The following is a 15,737-nucleotide window of genomic DNA, read 5'->3' as shown; positions in this document are numbered from 1 at the left end:
TCGGTTTTCAATCTTTCAGACGGCCTTTTCAGCTGAAATAGTTTGCCCAACGCGCCATTCAAACCATTTCCACAAGGACACAATATGAAAGTCATCTTTGCCGGTACGCCCGATTTTGCCGCCGCCGCCTTGAAAGCCATCGCCGCCGCAGGTTTTGAAATTCCGCTGGTGTTGACCCAGCCCGACCGCCCCAAAGGCCGCGGCATGCAGTTGACCGCATCGCCAGTCAAACAGGCTGCCTTGGAATTGGGTTTGACCGTGGCGCAGCCGGAAAAGTTGCGCAATAACGCCGAAGCCCTGCAAATGCTCAAAGATACGGGCGCGGATGTGATGGTGGTGGCCGCGTATGGCTTGATTTTGCCGCAGGATGTGTTGGATACGCCCAAACACGGCTGCCTCAATATCCACGCATCGCTGTTGCCCCGTTGGCGCGGTGCGGCACCGATTCAACGTGCGATTGAAGCCGGCGACGCCGAAACCGGCGTGTGCATCATGCAGATGGACATCGGCTTGGACACCGGCGCAGTGGTCAGCGAACACCGCTACGCCATTCAACCTACGGATACTGCCAACGAAGTGCATGACGCGCTGATGGGTTTGGGTGCCGAAGCGATTGTTGCCGACTTACAGCGTCTGCAGGCGGAAGGCCGTCTGAACGCGGTCAAACAGCCTGAAGAAGGTGTTACCTATGCTCAAAAATTGAGTAAAGAAGAGGCGCGTATCGATTGGAATGAAAGCGCGGCTGTGATTGAGCGAAAAATCCGTGCTTTCAACCCCGTACCTGCCGCGTGGGTCGAGTATCAAGGCAAACCGATGAAAATCTGGTGTGCCGAAGTCGTGGCCAAACAGGGTAAGGCAGGCGAGGTGTTGGCCTGCACTTCAGACGGTTTGCTGGTGGCGTGCGGTGAAAATGCGCTGAATATTACCGAATTGCAGCCTTCCGGCAGCAAACGCATGAGCATACAGGCATTTGCGGCAGGCCGGACGATTGAAGTCGGAACGGTTTTGTAACAGGCTGGAAACCAACGTAGAGGAAAGAAAACAATGGCTGTTTTTGAAGTGGTCGAGGGCGATATTACCCGATTGGCAGTCGATGCGATTGTCAATGCCGCCAATTCATCGCTGTTGGGTGGTGGCGGCGTGGACGGTGCAATACACCGCGCCGCAGGCAAAGAGCTGCTGGACGAGTGCCGCACTTTGGGCGGTTGCCGCACAGGCGAAGCCAAAATAACCCAAGGCTATCGTTTGCCTGCGCGTTTTGTCATCCACACGGTCGGGCCGGTATGGTTTGGCGGACACCAAAATGAAGAGGCCAAATTGGCACAATCCTACGCCAATTCCTTGCTGCTTGCCCAGAAACACGATCTCCACAGCATCGCCTTTCCGTGCATCAGCACCGGTGTGTACCGCTTCCCGGCCGAAGCCGCCGCGCGTATCGCTTTGGAGAGTTTGAAACAAACTCTGCCGCAATGTCTGGCAGTGGAAAAAATCATCTTTTGCTGTTTTTCCAAAACAGATGCCGAATATTATCGGGCATTGCTGGCTGCCGAACAGGCCGTCTGAAATCCTCCGAATACTTGAAATCAAATATGAATCAGAAAGCAAAAATATGAGTATGTCCCTCGCCCAAAAATTGGCCGCCGACAGCGTTGCCGCAGTTGCCGAAGGGCGCAATCTTCAGGATGTCTTGGCGGAAATCCGCGCGGCGCATCCGCAGCTGACGGCGCAGGAAAACGGCGCGTTGCAGGATATTGCCTACGGTTGCCAACGTTATTTGGGCAGTTTGAAGCACATGCTTGGTCAAATGCTGAAGAAGCCGATTGACAATCCGCAGCTAGAAAGCCTGCTTTTGGCGGCGATGTACCAACTGCATTACACGCGCAATGCGCCTCATGCCGTGGTCAATGAAGCGGTGGAAAGCATTGCCAAAATCGGCCGCGGCCAGTTCCGCTCGTTTGCCAATGCGATTTTGCGCCGCTTTTTGCGTGAACGCGACAAGCTCGCGGCTTCCTGCAAAAAAGACGATGTGGCGAAACACAATTTGCCGCTGTGGTGGGTGGCTTACTTGAAAAACCATTATCCGAAACATTGGCACAACATTACTACCGCGTTGCAATCGCATCCGCCGATGACTTTGCGCGTCAACCGCCGACACGGCAATGCCGAAAGTTATTTGGAAAAACTGGCTGCGGAAGGTATTCCGGCTAGGGCTTTGGACGAATACGCCGTGATGTTGGAAGAAGCCGTACCGGTAAGCCGCCTGCCCGGTTTTTCAGACGGCCTGGTGTCGGTGCAGGATTTTGGTGCGCAACGTGCTGCCTATTTGTTGAATCCGAAAGACGGCGAACGCATCCTCGATGCCTGTGCGGCGCCGGGCGGTAAGACAGGCCATATCTTGGAACTGGCAGATTGTCATGTTACCGCTTTGGATATAGACGAGGGCCGTCTGAACAGGGTGAAGAGCAATCTTGACCGTTTAGGCTTTCAAAAGGCCTCTTTGACTTGTGCCGATGCGCAGGACTTGACAGCGTGGTATGATGGCAAGGCCTTTGACGCTGTCTTGGCCGATGTGCCGTGTACCGCTTCGGGCGTGGCGCGCCGCAATCCCGACGTCAAATGGCTGCGCCGGCCGACCGATGCCGTCAAAACCGCACGCCAACAGGAAGCATTATTAGACGCGCTGTGGCAGACCCTGACGAAAAACGGCAGGATGTTGCTGGCTACCTGCTCGGTCTTTGTCGAAGAAAACGACGGTCAGTTGCAAAAATTCCTTAACCGCCATGCCGATGCCGAGTTGATTGAATCGCATGTGCTCTTACCGAACAAACATCAAGATGGCTTTTATTACGCGCTTATTAAAAAGCAGTAAAACGCTGATTGTACCGTTCTTGCTTGCCGTGTCGCTGAATGCGGCAGGCGAGGGCATCAGTGCGACCCGTGCCGAGGCAAAGCTGACCCATGCCGGACAGCTTTCCGTCAGCAGCCGTTTCCGCACCGACCTGCCCGACCAGCTTAAAGAAGCACTTAAACAGGGCGTCCCCCTGCATTTCAATTTGAGTTGGCAGCTGTCAGCGCCGTCTATGTCGTCTTATAAATTCAAGTTCGACCAGCTGCTCAACAACGACAGCACGATTCAATATAAATTATCCTTCCATCCGCTGACCAACCGCTATCGCGTTACCGTCGGTACGTTTTCTACCGAGTACGACACGCTTGAAACTGCCTTGCGCGCAGTGGGTGCGGTCGCAAATTGGAAGGTTTTGTCCAAGGGCGCGCTGAGTGATGTGGCCGCCAAAGACACGAAGGCTGAAATCCGCCTGCTGCTGACAACCGCCAAGCTGCCCAAACCGTTCCAAATCAATGCCCTGACTTCTAAAAACTGGCATTTGGATTCCGGTTGGAAATCCTTGTCGGTCGTGCAGGAGTAAACCATGCGCCGCTTTCTTCTGATTGCCGCCGTATTCGCCGTTGTTTTGTTGTACGGTCTGACTGTTGCAACGGGCAGCAGCAACGTATTGTCCGATTATTTCTGGTGGATTGTCGCCTTGTGCGGTTTGCTGTTGCTGGTGTTGGCAGCGGTGTTGGTGCGCTATGTCGTGCTTTTGATGCGCGACAACAGCAAAAGCGTGTTCGGTTCGCAGATTGCGCGTCGGCTGTCGGGGATGTTTACTTTGGTTGCCGTATTGCCGGGCGTGTTTTTGTTCGGTATTTCCGCCCAGTTTATTAACGGTACGATTAATTCTTGGTTTGGCAACGATACCCATGAGGCTCTAGAGCGCAGCTTAAACTTGAGCAAATCCGCGCTGAACTTGGCGGTAGACAACGCTGTCAGCAACGCCACGCCGGTGCAGATCGACTTAATCAGCGCCGCTTCGCTGGACGGCAACTTAGGGCAAGCGCTGGCAAAATCCGCGCTTACTGCCGACTTTGCCCAGCTGGCGCTTTATAACGCGACTACCCATAAAGCCGAGAAAAGCATCAATCCCTTGAAACTAAATCAACCTGAGCTTAACAAAGAAGGATGGGAGCAACTGGAGCAGACCGGCTCGGTGCGCAGCTTGGAAAACATCGGCGGCGTGCTGTATGCTCAGGGTTGGATGCTGATCGGTACGCATAAAAATCAGGATTATGCGTTGTTTTTCCGTCAGCCGATTCCGAAAGATGTTGCCCAAGATGCGACGCTGATTGAAGCGGCTCGTGCCAAATACGCCGAGCTGAGTTATACCAAAAAAGGCCTGCAAACCTTTTTCCTGTCCACGCTGTTGGTTGCAACATTGTTGGCCATCTTTTTGGCGCTGGTTATGGCTTTGTATTTTGCCCGCCGTTTTGTGGCACCGGTGTTGTCGTTGGCAGAGGGTGCGCGGGCGGTGGCTCAGGGTGACTTCAGCCAGACCCGGCCGGTATTCCGCAATGACGAGTTCGGTCGTTTGACCCAATTGTTCAACCACATGACTGAGCAATTATCGATTGCTAAAGAGGCAGACGAGCGCAACCGTTTGCGCGAAGAAGCCGCGCGCCATTATTTGGAATGCGTGTTGGAAAGTTTGACCACAGGCGTGATTACTTTGGATGCTGACGGCCGTCTGAAAACCTTTAACAAGGCCGCCGAACAGATTTTGGGCGTTTCGCTGGTGTCTTTGTGGGGCAGCAACTGGCATCAATGGCACGGCAAATCGCCGCAGCAAACCCTGTTGGCCGATGTGTTTGCCGCCATCAATGAAACCGCCGACAGCGACAAACCCGTCCAAGTCGAATACGCCGCGCCCGATGATGCCCGAATCTTGTTGGGTAAGGCCACCATCCTGCCGGAAGACAACGATAACGGCGTGGTGATGGTGATTGATGACATTACCGTCTTGATGCGGGCGCAAAAAGAGGCCGCATGGGGTGAAGTGGCGAAACGTTTGGCGCACGAAATCCGCAATCCGCTCACACCTATCCAGCTTTCCGCCGAGAGATTGGCATGGAAATTGCATGATAAACTTGATGAACAAGACGCCCAAATCCTCAGCCGTTCAACCGATACCATCGTCAAACAGGTTGCCGCGCTGAAAGAAATGGTCGAAGCGTTCCGCAATTATGCGCGTGCGCCGTCGCTGAATTTAGAAAAACAAGATTTAAACGGTTTGGTGTCGGAAGTGTTGGTATTATATGAGGCCGGCGCGTGCAAGTTTAATGCACGGCTCAACACGGAAGCCCTGCCGATTGTTGCCGATACGACGGCGATACGCCAAGTGTTGCATAACCTATTTAAGAATGCCGCAGAAGCGGCAGAGTCGGACGAAGCGCCGCAAGTAAACGTCGAAACAGGGCGCGAAGGCGGACAGGTTTTCCTGACCGTCTGCAACAATGGTAAAAGTTTCAGCAAAGAAATGCTGCACAATGCTTTTGAGCCGTACGTTACCGACAAACCGACAGGAACGGGGCTGGGTTTGCCCGTTGTGAAAAAAATTATCGAGGAGCATGGCGGCCGTATCAGCTTGAGCAATCAGAACAGCGGCGGTGCGTGTGTCAAAATAGCTTTACCGGAAATGGCAGAAACTTATGCGAAGCAGTGATATTTTGATTGTAGATGATGAAGTAGGCATCCGCGACCTGCTCTCCGAAATCCTTCAAGATGAAGGCTATACCGTCACTTTGGCTGAAAATGCCGAAGAAGCGCGCCAATTGCGTTATCAAACGCGTCCGGCCATGGTGTTGCTGGACATTTGGATGCCCGATTGCGACGGCATCACTTTGTTGAAAGAGTGGGCGAAAAACGGCCAACTCAATATGCCTGTGGTGATGATGAGCGGTCATGCCAGCATTGACACCGCGGTTGAGGCCACTAAAATCGGCGCGCTCGATTTTCTGGAAAAACCGATTGCCCTGCAAAAACTCTTGTCTGCAGTAGAACGCGCCTTGAAACATGGCGAAGTTCAGACGGCCTCCGGCATGACTTTGGACAAACTGGGCAACAGTTCCGTCATTCAAGAAATGAACGGCAGTATTGAAGCGGCCGCCAAACACAACCGCCCGCTGTTGTTGGCCGGTGAGGCGGGCTCGCCGTTTGAAATTGTCGCCCGCTATCTGCATAAAAGCGGTACGCCTTGGGTGGCAACCGACCGTGTCGAACACATTGTCGATACGCCGATGGAGCTGTTGCAAAAGGCATCAGGCGGCATTTTGTATGTCGGCGATATTGCTCGTTACAGCAAAAATATCCAAAACGGCATTGCTTTCTTGCTTGAAAAAGCCGACCGCTACAATGTCCGTGTGATTGCTTCATGCGGCTTTAAACGCGGTGAGAGCGCTGATGACGTCGTTGCCGGCCGACTGGCGGAGCTGTTGAAAGAGTGCATCAATGTTCCTTCTTTGCGCAGTCAACCAGACGATATCGTCTTTTTAATCAACCGCATCATGACCGATTTGGCCGAAAGTCAAAAAATCCAGCCGGTAAAATTCAGCGATAGCGCGTTGGTGGTTTTGCGCCAATACGATTGGCCGGGCAATTACGACCAGCTTGCCGAAACGGTGAAAAACATCATGTTGGAATCGGACGGCAAAGAAGTGGACGAGCAGGCCGTTGCTGTGGCTTTGGGTCAGAAGGAAAACGCGACGGCGACAGAAATCATCGGCGGCTTCAATTTCAATATGCCTTTGCGTGAATTGAGGGAAGAAGTCGAGCGCCGCTACTTTGAGTACCACATCGCCCAAGAAGGCCAAAATATGAGCCGCGTGGCGCAAAAGGTTGGTTTGGAGCGTACGCACCTTTACCGCAAACTCAAACAACTCGGTATCAGTGTATCGCGCCGTAACGCCGACAAATCCGAAGAATAAGCGCAATATCGGTTCAAACACAAAAGAGGCCGTCTGAAAGCCATCAGGTTTTTCAGACGGCATCGTCATTTGACGGTTTGCTTGGGTAACTCAAACTTTATCAAAATAATGATATGGCTCGGCATTGTTGTTTTGCCTTTTGGGCAGACAAAAGTTTTATACCAATAAAATTTTCAGACGGCCTTGATTTACTTTAGGCCGTCTGAAAAAACATTACGAAAAGGGAACAGATTGATGACGGAAAACGAGCGTTTTGCTTGGTTGCAACTGGCATTTACGCCCTATATCGGCGCAGAAAGTTTTTTGGTGCTGTTGCAACAATTCGGTAGCGCACAAGCTGCCTTGAATGCGCCGGCAGACAAAATTGCCGCGTTGGTGCGCCATAAACAGGCAGCCGAGTCATGGCGTAATGCGGACAAACGGGCTTTGGCGCAGCAGTCTGCCGAAGCCGCTTTAAAATGGGAAATGCAGGACGGTTGCCGTCTGTTGCTGCTGCAAGATGATGATTTCCCCGAAATGCTGACACAAGGTATTACCGCGCCGCCGGTTTTGTTTTTACGCGGCAATGCAGAGTTGTTGCACACACCTTCTGCCGCGATTGTCGGTAGCCGCCATGCCACGCCGCAGGCAATGCGGATTGCCAAAGATTTCGGCAGGGCGTTGAGCGAAAAAGGCATTCCCGTCGTATCGGGTATGGCTTCGGGTATCGATACCGCCACCCATCAGGGGGCATTGCAGGCAGATGGTGGCACCATCGCCGTCTGGGGAACCGGTATAGACCGCATTTATCCGCCGTCCAATAAAAACCTTGCTTATGAAATTGCTGAAAAAGGATTGATTGTCAGCGAGTTCCCTTTAGACACGCGTCCGTTTGCAGGCAACTTTCCGCGCCGCAACCGTTTGATTGCCGCATTGTCGCAGCTGACATTGGTGGTTGAGGCGGCATTGGAATCCGGCTCATTGATTACTGCCAAGCTAGCGGCGGAGATGGGGCGCGAAGTGATGGCAGTGCCCGGTTCGATAGACAATCCTCATAGCAAAGGCTGCCACAAGCTGATTAAAGACGGGGCAAAATTGGTTGAATGTTTGGACGATATTCTCCATGAGTGTCCGCAGCTATTGCAAAATACGCATGTTCCATCATATTCTATAAATAAGACGGTCAAACCGAAAAACGATCAAACCGAACGGCTGCAACCAAAAACAATAGCGGATGAACCGCAAAGGCCGTCTGAAAACCTATCTGCCGCCCCATCAACAAGCGCTTTATTGGAAGCAATGGGTTACGACCCGATACATCCCGATATTTTGGCGCAACAAACCAATACGGCAGCAGCAGACGTGTACGCACAGCTTTTGGAATACGAACTTGACGGTATCGTTGCCGCCTTGCCGGGCGGCCGTTATCAGCGTGTCAAAGCATAAATTATCTATATTTATAAAGGGATTTGTGATGAAAGGGTATGTCATCAATTTAGATAGACAGCCGGAAAGGCTGGAACATTTTTACGCCCAACCAGGAAGTAAAATTTTTCAAAAAGTCTCTGCAGTTGATAGGAAGGTTTTAGATCTTATCGGCAATAAAGAATTCTTTTTTGATGTCGCCACCTTTACTCGCATGATACCCCGAGGACCGACGATGGGAGAAATAGCCTGTACGCTTTCCCATATCAAATGTTGGCAACTTATTGCGATGGACGATACTATCGAGGAAGACGATTTTTGTCTTATTGCCGAAGATGATATTACCTTATTACCTAATGCAGGCAAAGAATCAACAGTGTTTCAAGATGTGGTTGTGGATATTGCTAAAGCTTTAGAAAATTTTCCGGTTGAGTTAGTCAAACTGCAAATGTTGGCCTATCGGGAAGGTGATTTGTTTGAAGTAGGCAAAAATATTGCGTTAAGTAAAGAAATTACCACAGGTTACGATACATCTTATGACAATACAGGATCGGCGTTGTATTTAATAAGAAAGTCACTTGCACAAGCCATCATGCATAAATTAAAAACAAAAAAACCGTATTGGCTGGCAGATGGATTTACCAAGTTCTGTAATCCTGAAAATATTATGATGAGTTTGCCGTTGATGGGGTGTGTCAAAGATGATGCTTCCTCTGATTTGGAAGAAGATAGGGAGAAACAGATGCAAGCCTATATTCAAATGCGTAATGTTGCGGAATGAGTTGATTTTCCATAAGTTATTTATTTGATAAAACAACGAATCTATTTATAAATTTTAAGGAACCAGCATGACCGAAGTCATTGCCTATTTAATCGAACACTTCCAAGATTTCGACAATTGTCCGCCTCCGGAGGACTTGGGTCGCCTTTTGGAAGATGCGGGTTTTGATGCTACGGAAATCGGCAATACATTGATGATGATGGAAGTCTTGTTCAATACGTCCGAATTCTATGCCGAGCCGTTTAACAGCGACTCCCTGCGCGTATTCTGCCGTGAAGAAGCTGAAAACCTGCCGCAGGAAGTCATGGGCTTGATGCAATATTTGGTTACCGAACACGCAATTACTTATGAGCAACGCGAAATCGTCATTCACGCCCTGATGCACATTCCATCGGACGAAATCACCCTCGATACCGCCAAAGTGTTGGTATTGCTGGTGTTGTGGATGCACAAGAGCGAGTTGCCCGTCCTGATTGGCGACGACTTGATGAGTGCGTTGACCGGACAAAACGTGATGCACTAAACCTTTTTTCAGACGGCCTCAATAATAAAGGCCGTCTGAAACATAAACCCAATACATCCAAAAGAGAACAACAATGGCGAAAAACCTATTAATCGTCGAATCCCCGTCCAAAGCCAAAACCCTGAAAAAATATCTGGGCGGTGATTTTGAAATCTTGGCGTCTTACGGCCACGTCCGCGATTTGGTTCCGAAAAGCGGAGCAGTCGATCCCGACAATGGCTTTGCCATGAAATACCAATTGATCAGCCGCAACAGCAAACACGTCGACGCCATCGTCGCCGGTGCCAAAGAAGCTGAAAACATCTACCTCGCAACCGACCCGGATAGGGAAGGCGAAGCCATTTCTTGGCATCTTTTGGAAATCCTAAAATCCAAACGCGGCTTGAAAAATATCAAGCCGCAGCGTGTCGTGTTCCACGAAATTACCAAAAACGCCGTGCTCGATGCGGTTGCCCATCCGCGCGAAATCGAAATGGATTTGGTCGATGCGCAACAAGCCCGCCGCGCTTTGGACTATTTGGTTGGTTTCAACCTCTCGCCATTGTTGTGGAAAAAAATCCGCCGCGGTTTGAGTGCAGGCCGTGTGCAAAGTCCCGCTTTGCGCCTGATTTGCGAACGCGAAAACGAAATCCGCGCGTTTGAAGCGCAGGAATATTGGACGGTACATCTCGACAGCCACAAAGGCCGCAGTAAGTTTACCGCCAAACTCGCCCAATACAACGGCGCGAAACTCGAACAATTCGACCTGCCGAACGAAGCCGCGCAAGCCGACGTGTTGAAAGAACTCGAAGGCAAAGAGGCCGTCGTTACCGCCATTGAAAAGAAAAAGCGCAGCCGCAATCCAGCCGCGCCGTTCACCACATCTACCATGCAGCAGGATGCCGTGCGCAAACTCGGCTTCACCACTGACCGCACCATGCGTACCGCCCAACAGCTTTACGAAGGTATAGACGTAGGGCAGGGTGCCATCGGTCTGATTACCTATATGCGTACCGACAGCGTGAATTTGGCTGATGAAGCGGTAACCGAAATCCGCCATTACATTGAAAATAAAATCGGCAAAGAATATCTGCCAAGTTCGGCCAAGCAGTACAAAACCAAATCCAAAAACGCCCAAGAAGCACACGAAGCGATCCGCCCGACTTCCGTGTATCGCACGCCTGAAAGCGTCAAACCCTTCTTGAGCGCAGACCAGTTCAAACTCTATCAAATGATTTGGCAACGTACCGTCGCTTGTCAGATGACGTCCGCCAAATTCGACCAAACCACCGTCGATATTACCGTCGGCAAAGGCGTATTCCGCGTAACCGGACAAGTACAAACCTTCGCAGGCTTCTTGAGCGTTTATGAAGAAAGCAGCGATGACGAAGAGAGTGAAGACAGCAAAAAACTGCCTGAAATGAGCGAAGGCGACAAATTGCCGGTCGACAAACTTTACGGCGAACAACACTTCACCACTCCGCCTCCACGCTACAACGAAGCCACGCTGGTTAAAGCCCTCGAAGAATATGGTATAGGCCGCCCTTCCACTTACGCCAGCATTATTTCCACGCTCAAAGACCGTGAATACGTTACCCTTGAGCAAAAACGCTTCATGCCTACCGACACAGGCGACATCGTCAATAAATTCTTGACCGAACACTTCGCCCAATACGTCGATTACCACTTTACCGCCAAACTTGAAGACCAGCTTGACGAAATTGCCAACGGTAAACGCCAATGGATTCCCGTGATGGATAAATTTTGGAAGCCGTTTATCAAGCAAGTGGAAGAAAAAGAGGGTATTGAACGCGCCAAATTTACCACGCAGGAACTCGATGAAACCTGCCCGAAATGCGGCGAACACAAACTGCAAATCAAATTCGGCAAAATGGGTCGTTTCGTTGCGTGTGCCGGTTATCCCGAGTGCAGTTACACGCGCAATGTCAATGAAACTGCTGAAGAGGCTGCCGAACGCATCGCCAAAGCCGAGGCTGAACAAGCCGAACTCGACGGACGCGAATGCCCTAAATGTGGCGGTCGCCTAGTGTACAAATACAGCCGCACAGGCAGCAAATTCATCGGCTGTGCTAATTACCCCAAATGCAAACACGTTGAGCCGTTGGAAAAGCCAAAAGACACCGGCATCCAATGTCCACAATGCAAAAAAGGCAACCTCGTCGAGCGTAAATCCCGCTACGGCAAACTGTTTTACAGTTGCAGTACCTATCCGGACTGTAACTACGCCACTTGGAATCCGCCCGTTGCAGAAACATGTCCAAAATGCGCGTGGCCGGTTTTGACCATCAAAACCACCAAACGCTGGGGCGTGGAAAAAGTCTGCCCGCAAAAAGAATGCGGTTGGAAAGAGCAGATTGAACCGCCTGCACCGAAAGAGTAAAGGTAGGTTGGTTTAAAATAGGGAAGGCCGTCTGAAAAATGATTTTCAGACGGCCTTGTTGTATTTAAAAGAATAGAGTGAAATACGGCTTGATGGCAGTTTCACTATATAATTGAGGCCGTCTGAAAACTCGACATCTTTTTAAAAATCATGGCAAACAACAAACATTCCAAACACACCAATCAAGTACGCATCATCGGTGGGCAATGCAGGGGACGAAAGTTAACATTTTTATCTGCAGACGGTTTGCGTCCGACGCCTGACAGCGTGCGTGAAAAACTGTTTAACTGGCTGGGTCAGGATTTAACCGGCAAAACAGTATTGGATTTATTCAGCGGTAGCGGTGCTTTGGGAATGGAGGCTGCTTCTCGTAATGCGGAAAAAGTGGTAATGGTCGACAACCACCGCCAAACTGTTCAAACGCTTCAGAAAAATATCCGTGAATTAGATTTGAAACAGGTAGAAATCGTGTGTTCAGACGGCATGGCTTATCTGGCAAGGCCGTCTGAAAAATTTGATGTTGTGTTTCTTGATCCGCCTTTTGCATGGGAAGACTGGCAAAATCTGTTTATCCGATTGCAAAGCCACTTGAAAAATGGGGCAATGGTCTATATTGAAGCAGGGAAGCTGCCTGAAAAACCGGATTGGCTGGAAATTTATCGGGAAGGAAAGGCGGGAATGAGCAGGTTTGAATTATTGCTCTATTCGCAAGTTGCTGAATAGTATGGAATTTGAGAATCATTCCCAAGGTGTAAAACATTCTTTCAAATGGATTGTTCCGATATCATTTGTGCTATAATCCGCGCCCAATCGGTTTTGATAATTTAAGAAAAAAGGAAATAGAAATGTCGCTCTTTATTACAGATGAGTGCATTAATTGCGATGTGTGCGAGCCGGAATGTCCTAATGATGCCATTTCGCAAGGTGAAGAAATTTACGAAATCAATCCAAATTTATGTACGCAATGTGTAGGCCATTACGATGAGCCTCAGTGCCAACAGGTATGTCCTGTCGACTGTATCTTGATCGATGAAGAGCATCCTGAAACGCACGAAGAACTGATGGCTAAGTACGAAAAAATCATTCAGTTTAAATAAATAGTGTTTAAAAGCAAAAGCTTGGATATTTTTAAAGAAATAAATAAAAAAAAATCTTGACGGAAATCTGAGTTGCCAATAAACTAGCGTTCTCTTTTGGAGGGATTCCCGAGCGGTCAAAGGGGGCAGACTGTAAATCTGTTGCGTGAGCTTCGAAGGTTCGAATCCTTCTCCCTCCACCAAAAATTCTTACTTGGAGCAAAAAAGTGAGTATGCGGGTGTAGCTCAATGGTAGAGCAGAAGCCTTCCAAGCTTACGGTGAGGGTTCGATTCCCTTCACCCGCTCCAAACAATTTCGCCCATGTAGCTCAGGGGTAGAGCACTCCCTTGGTAAGGGAGAGGTCGGCAGTTCAAATCTGCCCATGGGCACCATCTCATTGTTACCCTTTATTTTCAAAAAGCTTAGATTATAGGATATTGCCATGGCTAAGGAAAAATTTGAACGTAGCAAACCGCACGTAAACGTTGGCACCATCGGTCACGTTGACCATGGTAAAACCACTCTGACTGCTGCTTTGACTACTATTTTGGCTAAAAAATTCGGTGGCGCTGCAAAAGCTTACGACCAAATCGACAACGCTCCTGAAGAAAAAGCTCGTGGTATTACCATTAATACCTCACACGTAGAATACGAAACCGAAACCCGTCACTACGCACACGTAGACTGCCCGGGCCACGCCGACTACGTTAAAAACATGATTACCGGTGCTGCCCAAATGGACGGCGCTATCTTAGTATGTTCCGCAGCTGACGGTCCTATGCCGCAAACTCGCGAACACATTCTGTTGGCTCGTCAAGTAGGCGTACCTTACATCATCGTATTCATGAACAAATGCGACATGGTTGACGATGCTGAGTTGTTGGAACTGGTTGAAATGGAAATCCGTGACTTGTTGTCAAGCTACGACTTCCCAGGTGATGACTGCCCAATCGTACAAGGTTCTGCACTGAAAGCTTTGGAAGGTGACGCTGGTTACGAAGAAAAAATCTTCGAATTGGCTGCTGCCTTGGACAGCTACATCCCAACACCTGAGCGTGCTGTGGACAAACCTTTCTTGTTGCCTATCGAAGACGTATTCTCTATCTCTGGCCGTGGTACAGTAGTAACCGGTCGTGTAGAGCGCGGTATCATCCACGTTGGTGATGAGATCGAAATCGTAGGTCTGAAAGAAACTCAAAAAACCACTTGTACCGGTGTTGAAATGTTCCGCAAACTGCTGGACGAAGGTCAAGCTGGTGACAACGTAGGTGTATTGCTGCGTGGTACTAAACGTGAAGACGTAGAGCGTGGTCAAGTATTGGCTAAACCAGGTACTATCACTCCTCACACCAAATTCAAAGCAGAAGTATACGTACTGAGCAAAGAAGAGGGTGGTCGTCACACTCCATTCTTCGCTAACTACCGTCCACAATTCTATTTCCGTACTACTGACGTAACTGGTGCAGTTACTTTGGAAGAAGGCGTAGAAATGGTAATGCCAGGTGAGAACGTAACCATTACTGTAGAACTGATTGCGCCTATCGCTATGGAAGAAGGTCTGCGCTTTGCGATTCGCGAAGGTGGTCGTACCGTAGGTGCGGGTGTGGTTTCTTCTGTAATCGCTTAAGTTTAGAGGCCAATAGCTCAATTGGTAGAGTATCGGTCTCCAAAACCGAGGGTTGGGGGTTCGAGACCCTCTTGGCCTGCCAAATAAAAAATTAACCGGCCTTGTGCCGGTTAATTTTTTTGTACTTAAGTTTTAAGATTATTTGGAATTAATTAATGGATCAATGCCACTATCTAAAATGAAGGCGGGTGGGGTATTGATAAGTGAGTAAAGATGACAGAACATCCGTCTGGACGCAAAGAAGACCATCAGAAAAAGGAAGTTGTGGTAAGTAATAAGCCAGCTCCTGAGAAGAAAGAAGGTCTGTTTGCATATTTTAAGAGCTCTTGGACTGAGTTTAAGAAGGTAGTTTGGCCGAGTCGCGATGAAGCGGTCAAAATGACTGTATTCGTGATTATCTTCGTTGCAGTTTTAGCAGCCTTCATTTATGCGGCAGATACAATTATTTCATGGTTGTTTTTTGATGTTTTATTAAATAGGAAAGGGTAAAGATGTCAAAGCGTTGGTATGTGGTACAGGCCTATTCCGGTTTCGAGAAAAATGTTCAAAAAACATTGAAAGAGCGTATTGCTCGTGAAAATATGGAAGAGTATTTTGGTCAGATTCTCGTTCCTGTAGAGGAAGTGGTAGATATCAAGAATGGCCGAAAAACCATCAGTGAGCGTAAATTCTATCCGGGCTATGTGTTGGTTGAAATGGAAATGACCGATGATTCATGGCACTTGGTTAAGAGTACCCCTCGAGTAAATGGTTTTGTAGGTGGTAGCGGAAATCGTCCAATCCCAATTTCTCAAAAAGATGCGGATGCTATTTTGCAACAAGCCAAAACAGGTGTTGAGAAGCCAAAACCAAAAGTTGAATTTGAGGTTGGTCAGCAGGTTCGTGTGAATGAAGGTCCATTTGCTGATTTCAATGGAATTGTTGATGAGGTTAACTACGAGCGTAATAGACTGCGTGTTTCAGTTCAGATTTTTGGTCGTGAAACACCGGTTGAATTAGAGTTCGGTCAGGTTGAAAAGATTTAAGTGGTTTAATTCGCTTGAAATTTTTTTTTTAAGCGGATATAATCGCAAATTCTGTTTGGGAAGCGGAATGGTTCCGCGTTATACCCGTTTTTAGGAGTCCT

At 49.2% G+C, this 15,737-nt stretch carries 15 protein-coding genes, 4 tRNA genes and 1 pseudogene; all 20 read left to right on the top strand.

Going from position 1 to position 15,737, the window contains the following annotated elements; all coding sequences use genetic code 11:
* The first annotated feature begins 84 nt into the window (after positions 1-84).
* The 20 genes and pseudogenes from fmt (at position 85) to nusG (ending at position 15,636) form a co-directional block, all read left to right on the top strand.
* On the top strand, positions 85-1,011 hold the full coding sequence (fmt, locus tag ACTHS4_RS06545; protein ID WP_070825764.1) for a methionyl-tRNA formyltransferase: 927 nt from the start codon (positions 85-87) through the stop codon (positions 1,009-1,011).
* 33 nt (positions 1,012-1,044) lie between these two features.
* Positions 1,045-1,563 (top strand): O-acetyl-ADP-ribose deacetylase, encoded by a 519-nt coding sequence (locus ACTHS4_RS06540; RefSeq protein WP_440365619.1) that lies wholly within the window; start codon positions 1,045-1,047, stop codon positions 1,561-1,563.
* Between the two features lie 46 nt (positions 1,564-1,609).
* Positions 1,610-2,869 carry a 16S rRNA (cytosine(967)-C(5))-methyltransferase RsmB gene (gene rsmB, locus ACTHS4_RS06535; protein ID WP_440365618.1) on the top strand — a complete coding sequence of 420 codons (1,260 nt, stop codon included), beginning with the start codon at positions 1,610-1,612 and terminating at the stop codon, positions 2,867-2,869.
* Positions 2,835-3,428 carry a DUF4390 domain-containing protein gene (locus ACTHS4_RS06530; RefSeq protein WP_440365617.1) on the top strand — a complete coding sequence of 198 codons (594 nt, stop codon included), beginning with the start codon at positions 2,835-2,837 and terminating at the stop codon, positions 3,426-3,428. The genes rsmB and ACTHS4_RS06530 overlap by 35 nt, the downstream gene beginning before the upstream one ends.
* A 3-nt stretch (positions 3,429-3,431) precedes the next feature.
* Positions 3,432-5,558 (top strand): sensor histidine kinase, encoded by a 2,127-nt coding sequence (locus ACTHS4_RS06525; protein WP_070825768.1) that lies wholly within the window; start codon positions 3,432-3,434, stop codon positions 5,556-5,558.
* Complete coding sequence (locus ACTHS4_RS06520) at positions 5,545-6,819, top strand: sigma-54-dependent transcriptional regulator (protein WP_070825769.1); 1,275 nt, start codon at positions 5,545-5,547, stop codon at positions 6,817-6,819. The genes ACTHS4_RS06525 and ACTHS4_RS06520 overlap by 14 nt, the downstream gene beginning before the upstream one ends.
* A 234-nt stretch (positions 6,820-7,053) precedes the next feature.
* A pseudogene (gene dprA, locus ACTHS4_RS06515) lies at positions 7,054-7,984 on the top strand (DNA-processing protein DprA); the annotation flags it as partial.
* Positions 7,969-8,244 carry a hypothetical protein gene (locus ACTHS4_RS06510; RefSeq protein WP_432760564.1) on the top strand — a complete coding sequence of 92 codons (276 nt, stop codon included), beginning with the start codon at positions 7,969-7,971 and terminating at the stop codon, positions 8,242-8,244. The pseudogene dprA and the gene ACTHS4_RS06510, both read left to right, overlap by 16 nt.
* Positions 8,245-8,272: 28 nt before the next feature.
* Positions 8,273-9,004, top strand: coding sequence for a glycosyltransferase family 25 protein (locus tag ACTHS4_RS06505; protein ID WP_070825771.1), 732 nt, complete (start codon positions 8,273-8,275; stop codon positions 9,002-9,004).
* A 67-nt stretch (positions 9,005-9,071) separates the two neighbouring features.
* The gene (locus tag ACTHS4_RS06500; protein WP_003679497.1) at positions 9,072-9,527 is read left to right on the top strand and encodes a DUF494 family protein; all 456 of its coding nucleotides are present in this window, start codon (positions 9,072-9,074) and stop codon (positions 9,525-9,527) included.
* Positions 9,528-9,600: 73 nt separating this feature from the next.
* Positions 9,601-11,907 (top strand): type I DNA topoisomerase, encoded by a 2,307-nt coding sequence (gene topA, locus ACTHS4_RS06495; RefSeq protein WP_440365616.1) that lies wholly within the window; start codon positions 9,601-9,603, stop codon positions 11,905-11,907.
* Positions 11,908-12,057: 150 nt separating this feature from the next.
* On the top strand, positions 12,058-12,630 hold the full coding sequence (gene rsmD, locus ACTHS4_RS06490) for a 16S rRNA (guanine(966)-N(2))-methyltransferase RsmD (protein WP_128582149.1): 573 nt from the start codon (positions 12,058-12,060) through the stop codon (positions 12,628-12,630).
* Positions 12,631-12,752: 122 nt separating this feature from the next.
* Positions 12,753-13,004 (top strand): YfhL family 4Fe-4S dicluster ferredoxin, encoded by a 252-nt coding sequence (locus tag ACTHS4_RS06485; RefSeq protein WP_003679513.1) that lies wholly within the window; start codon positions 12,753-12,755, stop codon positions 13,002-13,004.
* 98 nt (positions 13,005-13,102) lie between these two features.
* Positions 13,103-13,186, top strand: a tRNA-Tyr gene (locus ACTHS4_RS06480).
* A gap of 32 nt (positions 13,187-13,218) precedes the next feature.
* A tRNA-Gly gene (locus ACTHS4_RS06475) sits at positions 13,219-13,292 on the top strand.
* Between the two features lie 9 nt (positions 13,293-13,301).
* Positions 13,302-13,376 (top strand) — tRNA-Thr (locus ACTHS4_RS06470).
* A 50-nt stretch (positions 13,377-13,426) separates the two neighbouring features.
* Positions 13,427-14,611, top strand: coding sequence for an elongation factor Tu (gene tuf / locus ACTHS4_RS06465; RefSeq protein ID WP_004520187.1), 1,185 nt, complete (start codon positions 13,427-13,429; stop codon positions 14,609-14,611).
* A 6-nt stretch (positions 14,612-14,617) separates the two neighbouring features.
* Positions 14,618-14,693: transfer RNA gene (locus ACTHS4_RS06460), tRNA-Trp, on the top strand.
* 131 nt (positions 14,694-14,824) lie between these two features.
* A complete protein-coding gene (gene secE, locus ACTHS4_RS06455) occupies positions 14,825-15,100 on the top strand; it encodes a preprotein translocase subunit SecE (RefSeq protein ID WP_003680696.1) in 276 nt (91 codons plus the stop codon).
* 2 nt (positions 15,101-15,102) lie between these two features.
* On the top strand, positions 15,103-15,636 hold the full coding sequence (nusG, locus tag ACTHS4_RS06450) for a transcription termination/antitermination protein NusG (protein ID WP_003680697.1): 534 nt from the start codon (positions 15,103-15,105) through the stop codon (positions 15,634-15,636).
* Positions 15,637-15,737: the final 101 nt, after the last annotated feature.

This window comes from Neisseria sp. P0014.S009, assembly GCF_051958155.1.
GTDB lineage: Bacteria > Pseudomonadota > Gammaproteobacteria > Burkholderiales > Neisseriaceae > Neisseria > Neisseria flavescens_C.
Note: the sequence above shows the minus strand (reverse complement) of the source record. Positions and strands in the feature narration are given on the sequence as shown.

Bases quoted from the DNA above. Each gene is read 5' to 3' on its own strand.
- secE (WP_003680696.1), top strand. From the start codon at position 14,825: ATGACAGAACATCCGTCTGGACGCAAAGAAGACCATCAGAAAAAGGAA.
- ACTHS4_RS06530 (WP_440365617.1), top strand. From the start codon at position 2,835: ATGGCTTTTATTACGCGCTTATTAAAAAGCAGTAAAACGCTGATTGTA.
- ACTHS4_RS06505 (WP_070825771.1), top strand. From the start codon at position 8,273: ATGAAAGGGTATGTCATCAATTTAGATAGACAGCCGGAAAGGCTGGAA.
- ACTHS4_RS06540 (WP_440365619.1), top strand. From the start codon at position 1,045: ATGGCTGTTTTTGAAGTGGTCGAGGGCGATATTACCCGATTGGCAGTC.
- nusG (WP_003680697.1), top strand. From the start codon at position 15,103: ATGTCAAAGCGTTGGTATGTGGTACAGGCCTATTCCGGTTTCGAGAAA.
- ACTHS4_RS06520 (WP_070825769.1), top strand. From the start codon at position 5,545: ATGCGAAGCAGTGATATTTTGATTGTAGATGATGAAGTAGGCATCCGC.
- ACTHS4_RS06525 (WP_070825768.1), top strand. From the start codon at position 3,432: ATGCGCCGCTTTCTTCTGATTGCCGCCGTATTCGCCGTTGTTTTGTTG.
- rsmB (WP_440365618.1), top strand. From the start codon at position 1,610: ATGAGTATGTCCCTCGCCCAAAAATTGGCCGCCGACAGCGTTGCCGCA.
- ACTHS4_RS06485 (WP_003679513.1), top strand. From the start codon at position 12,753: ATGTCGCTCTTTATTACAGATGAGTGCATTAATTGCGATGTGTGCGAG.
- rsmD (WP_128582149.1), top strand. From the start codon at position 12,058: ATGGCAAACAACAAACATTCCAAACACACCAATCAAGTACGCATCATC.
- fmt (WP_070825764.1), top strand. From the start codon at position 85: ATGAAAGTCATCTTTGCCGGTACGCCCGATTTTGCCGCCGCCGCCTTG.
- ACTHS4_RS06500 (WP_003679497.1), top strand. From the start codon at position 9,072: ATGACCGAAGTCATTGCCTATTTAATCGAACACTTCCAAGATTTCGAC.
- tuf (WP_004520187.1), top strand. From the start codon at position 13,427: ATGGCTAAGGAAAAATTTGAACGTAGCAAACCGCACGTAAACGTTGGC.
- topA (WP_440365616.1), top strand. From the start codon at position 9,601: ATGGCGAAAAACCTATTAATCGTCGAATCCCCGTCCAAAGCCAAAACC.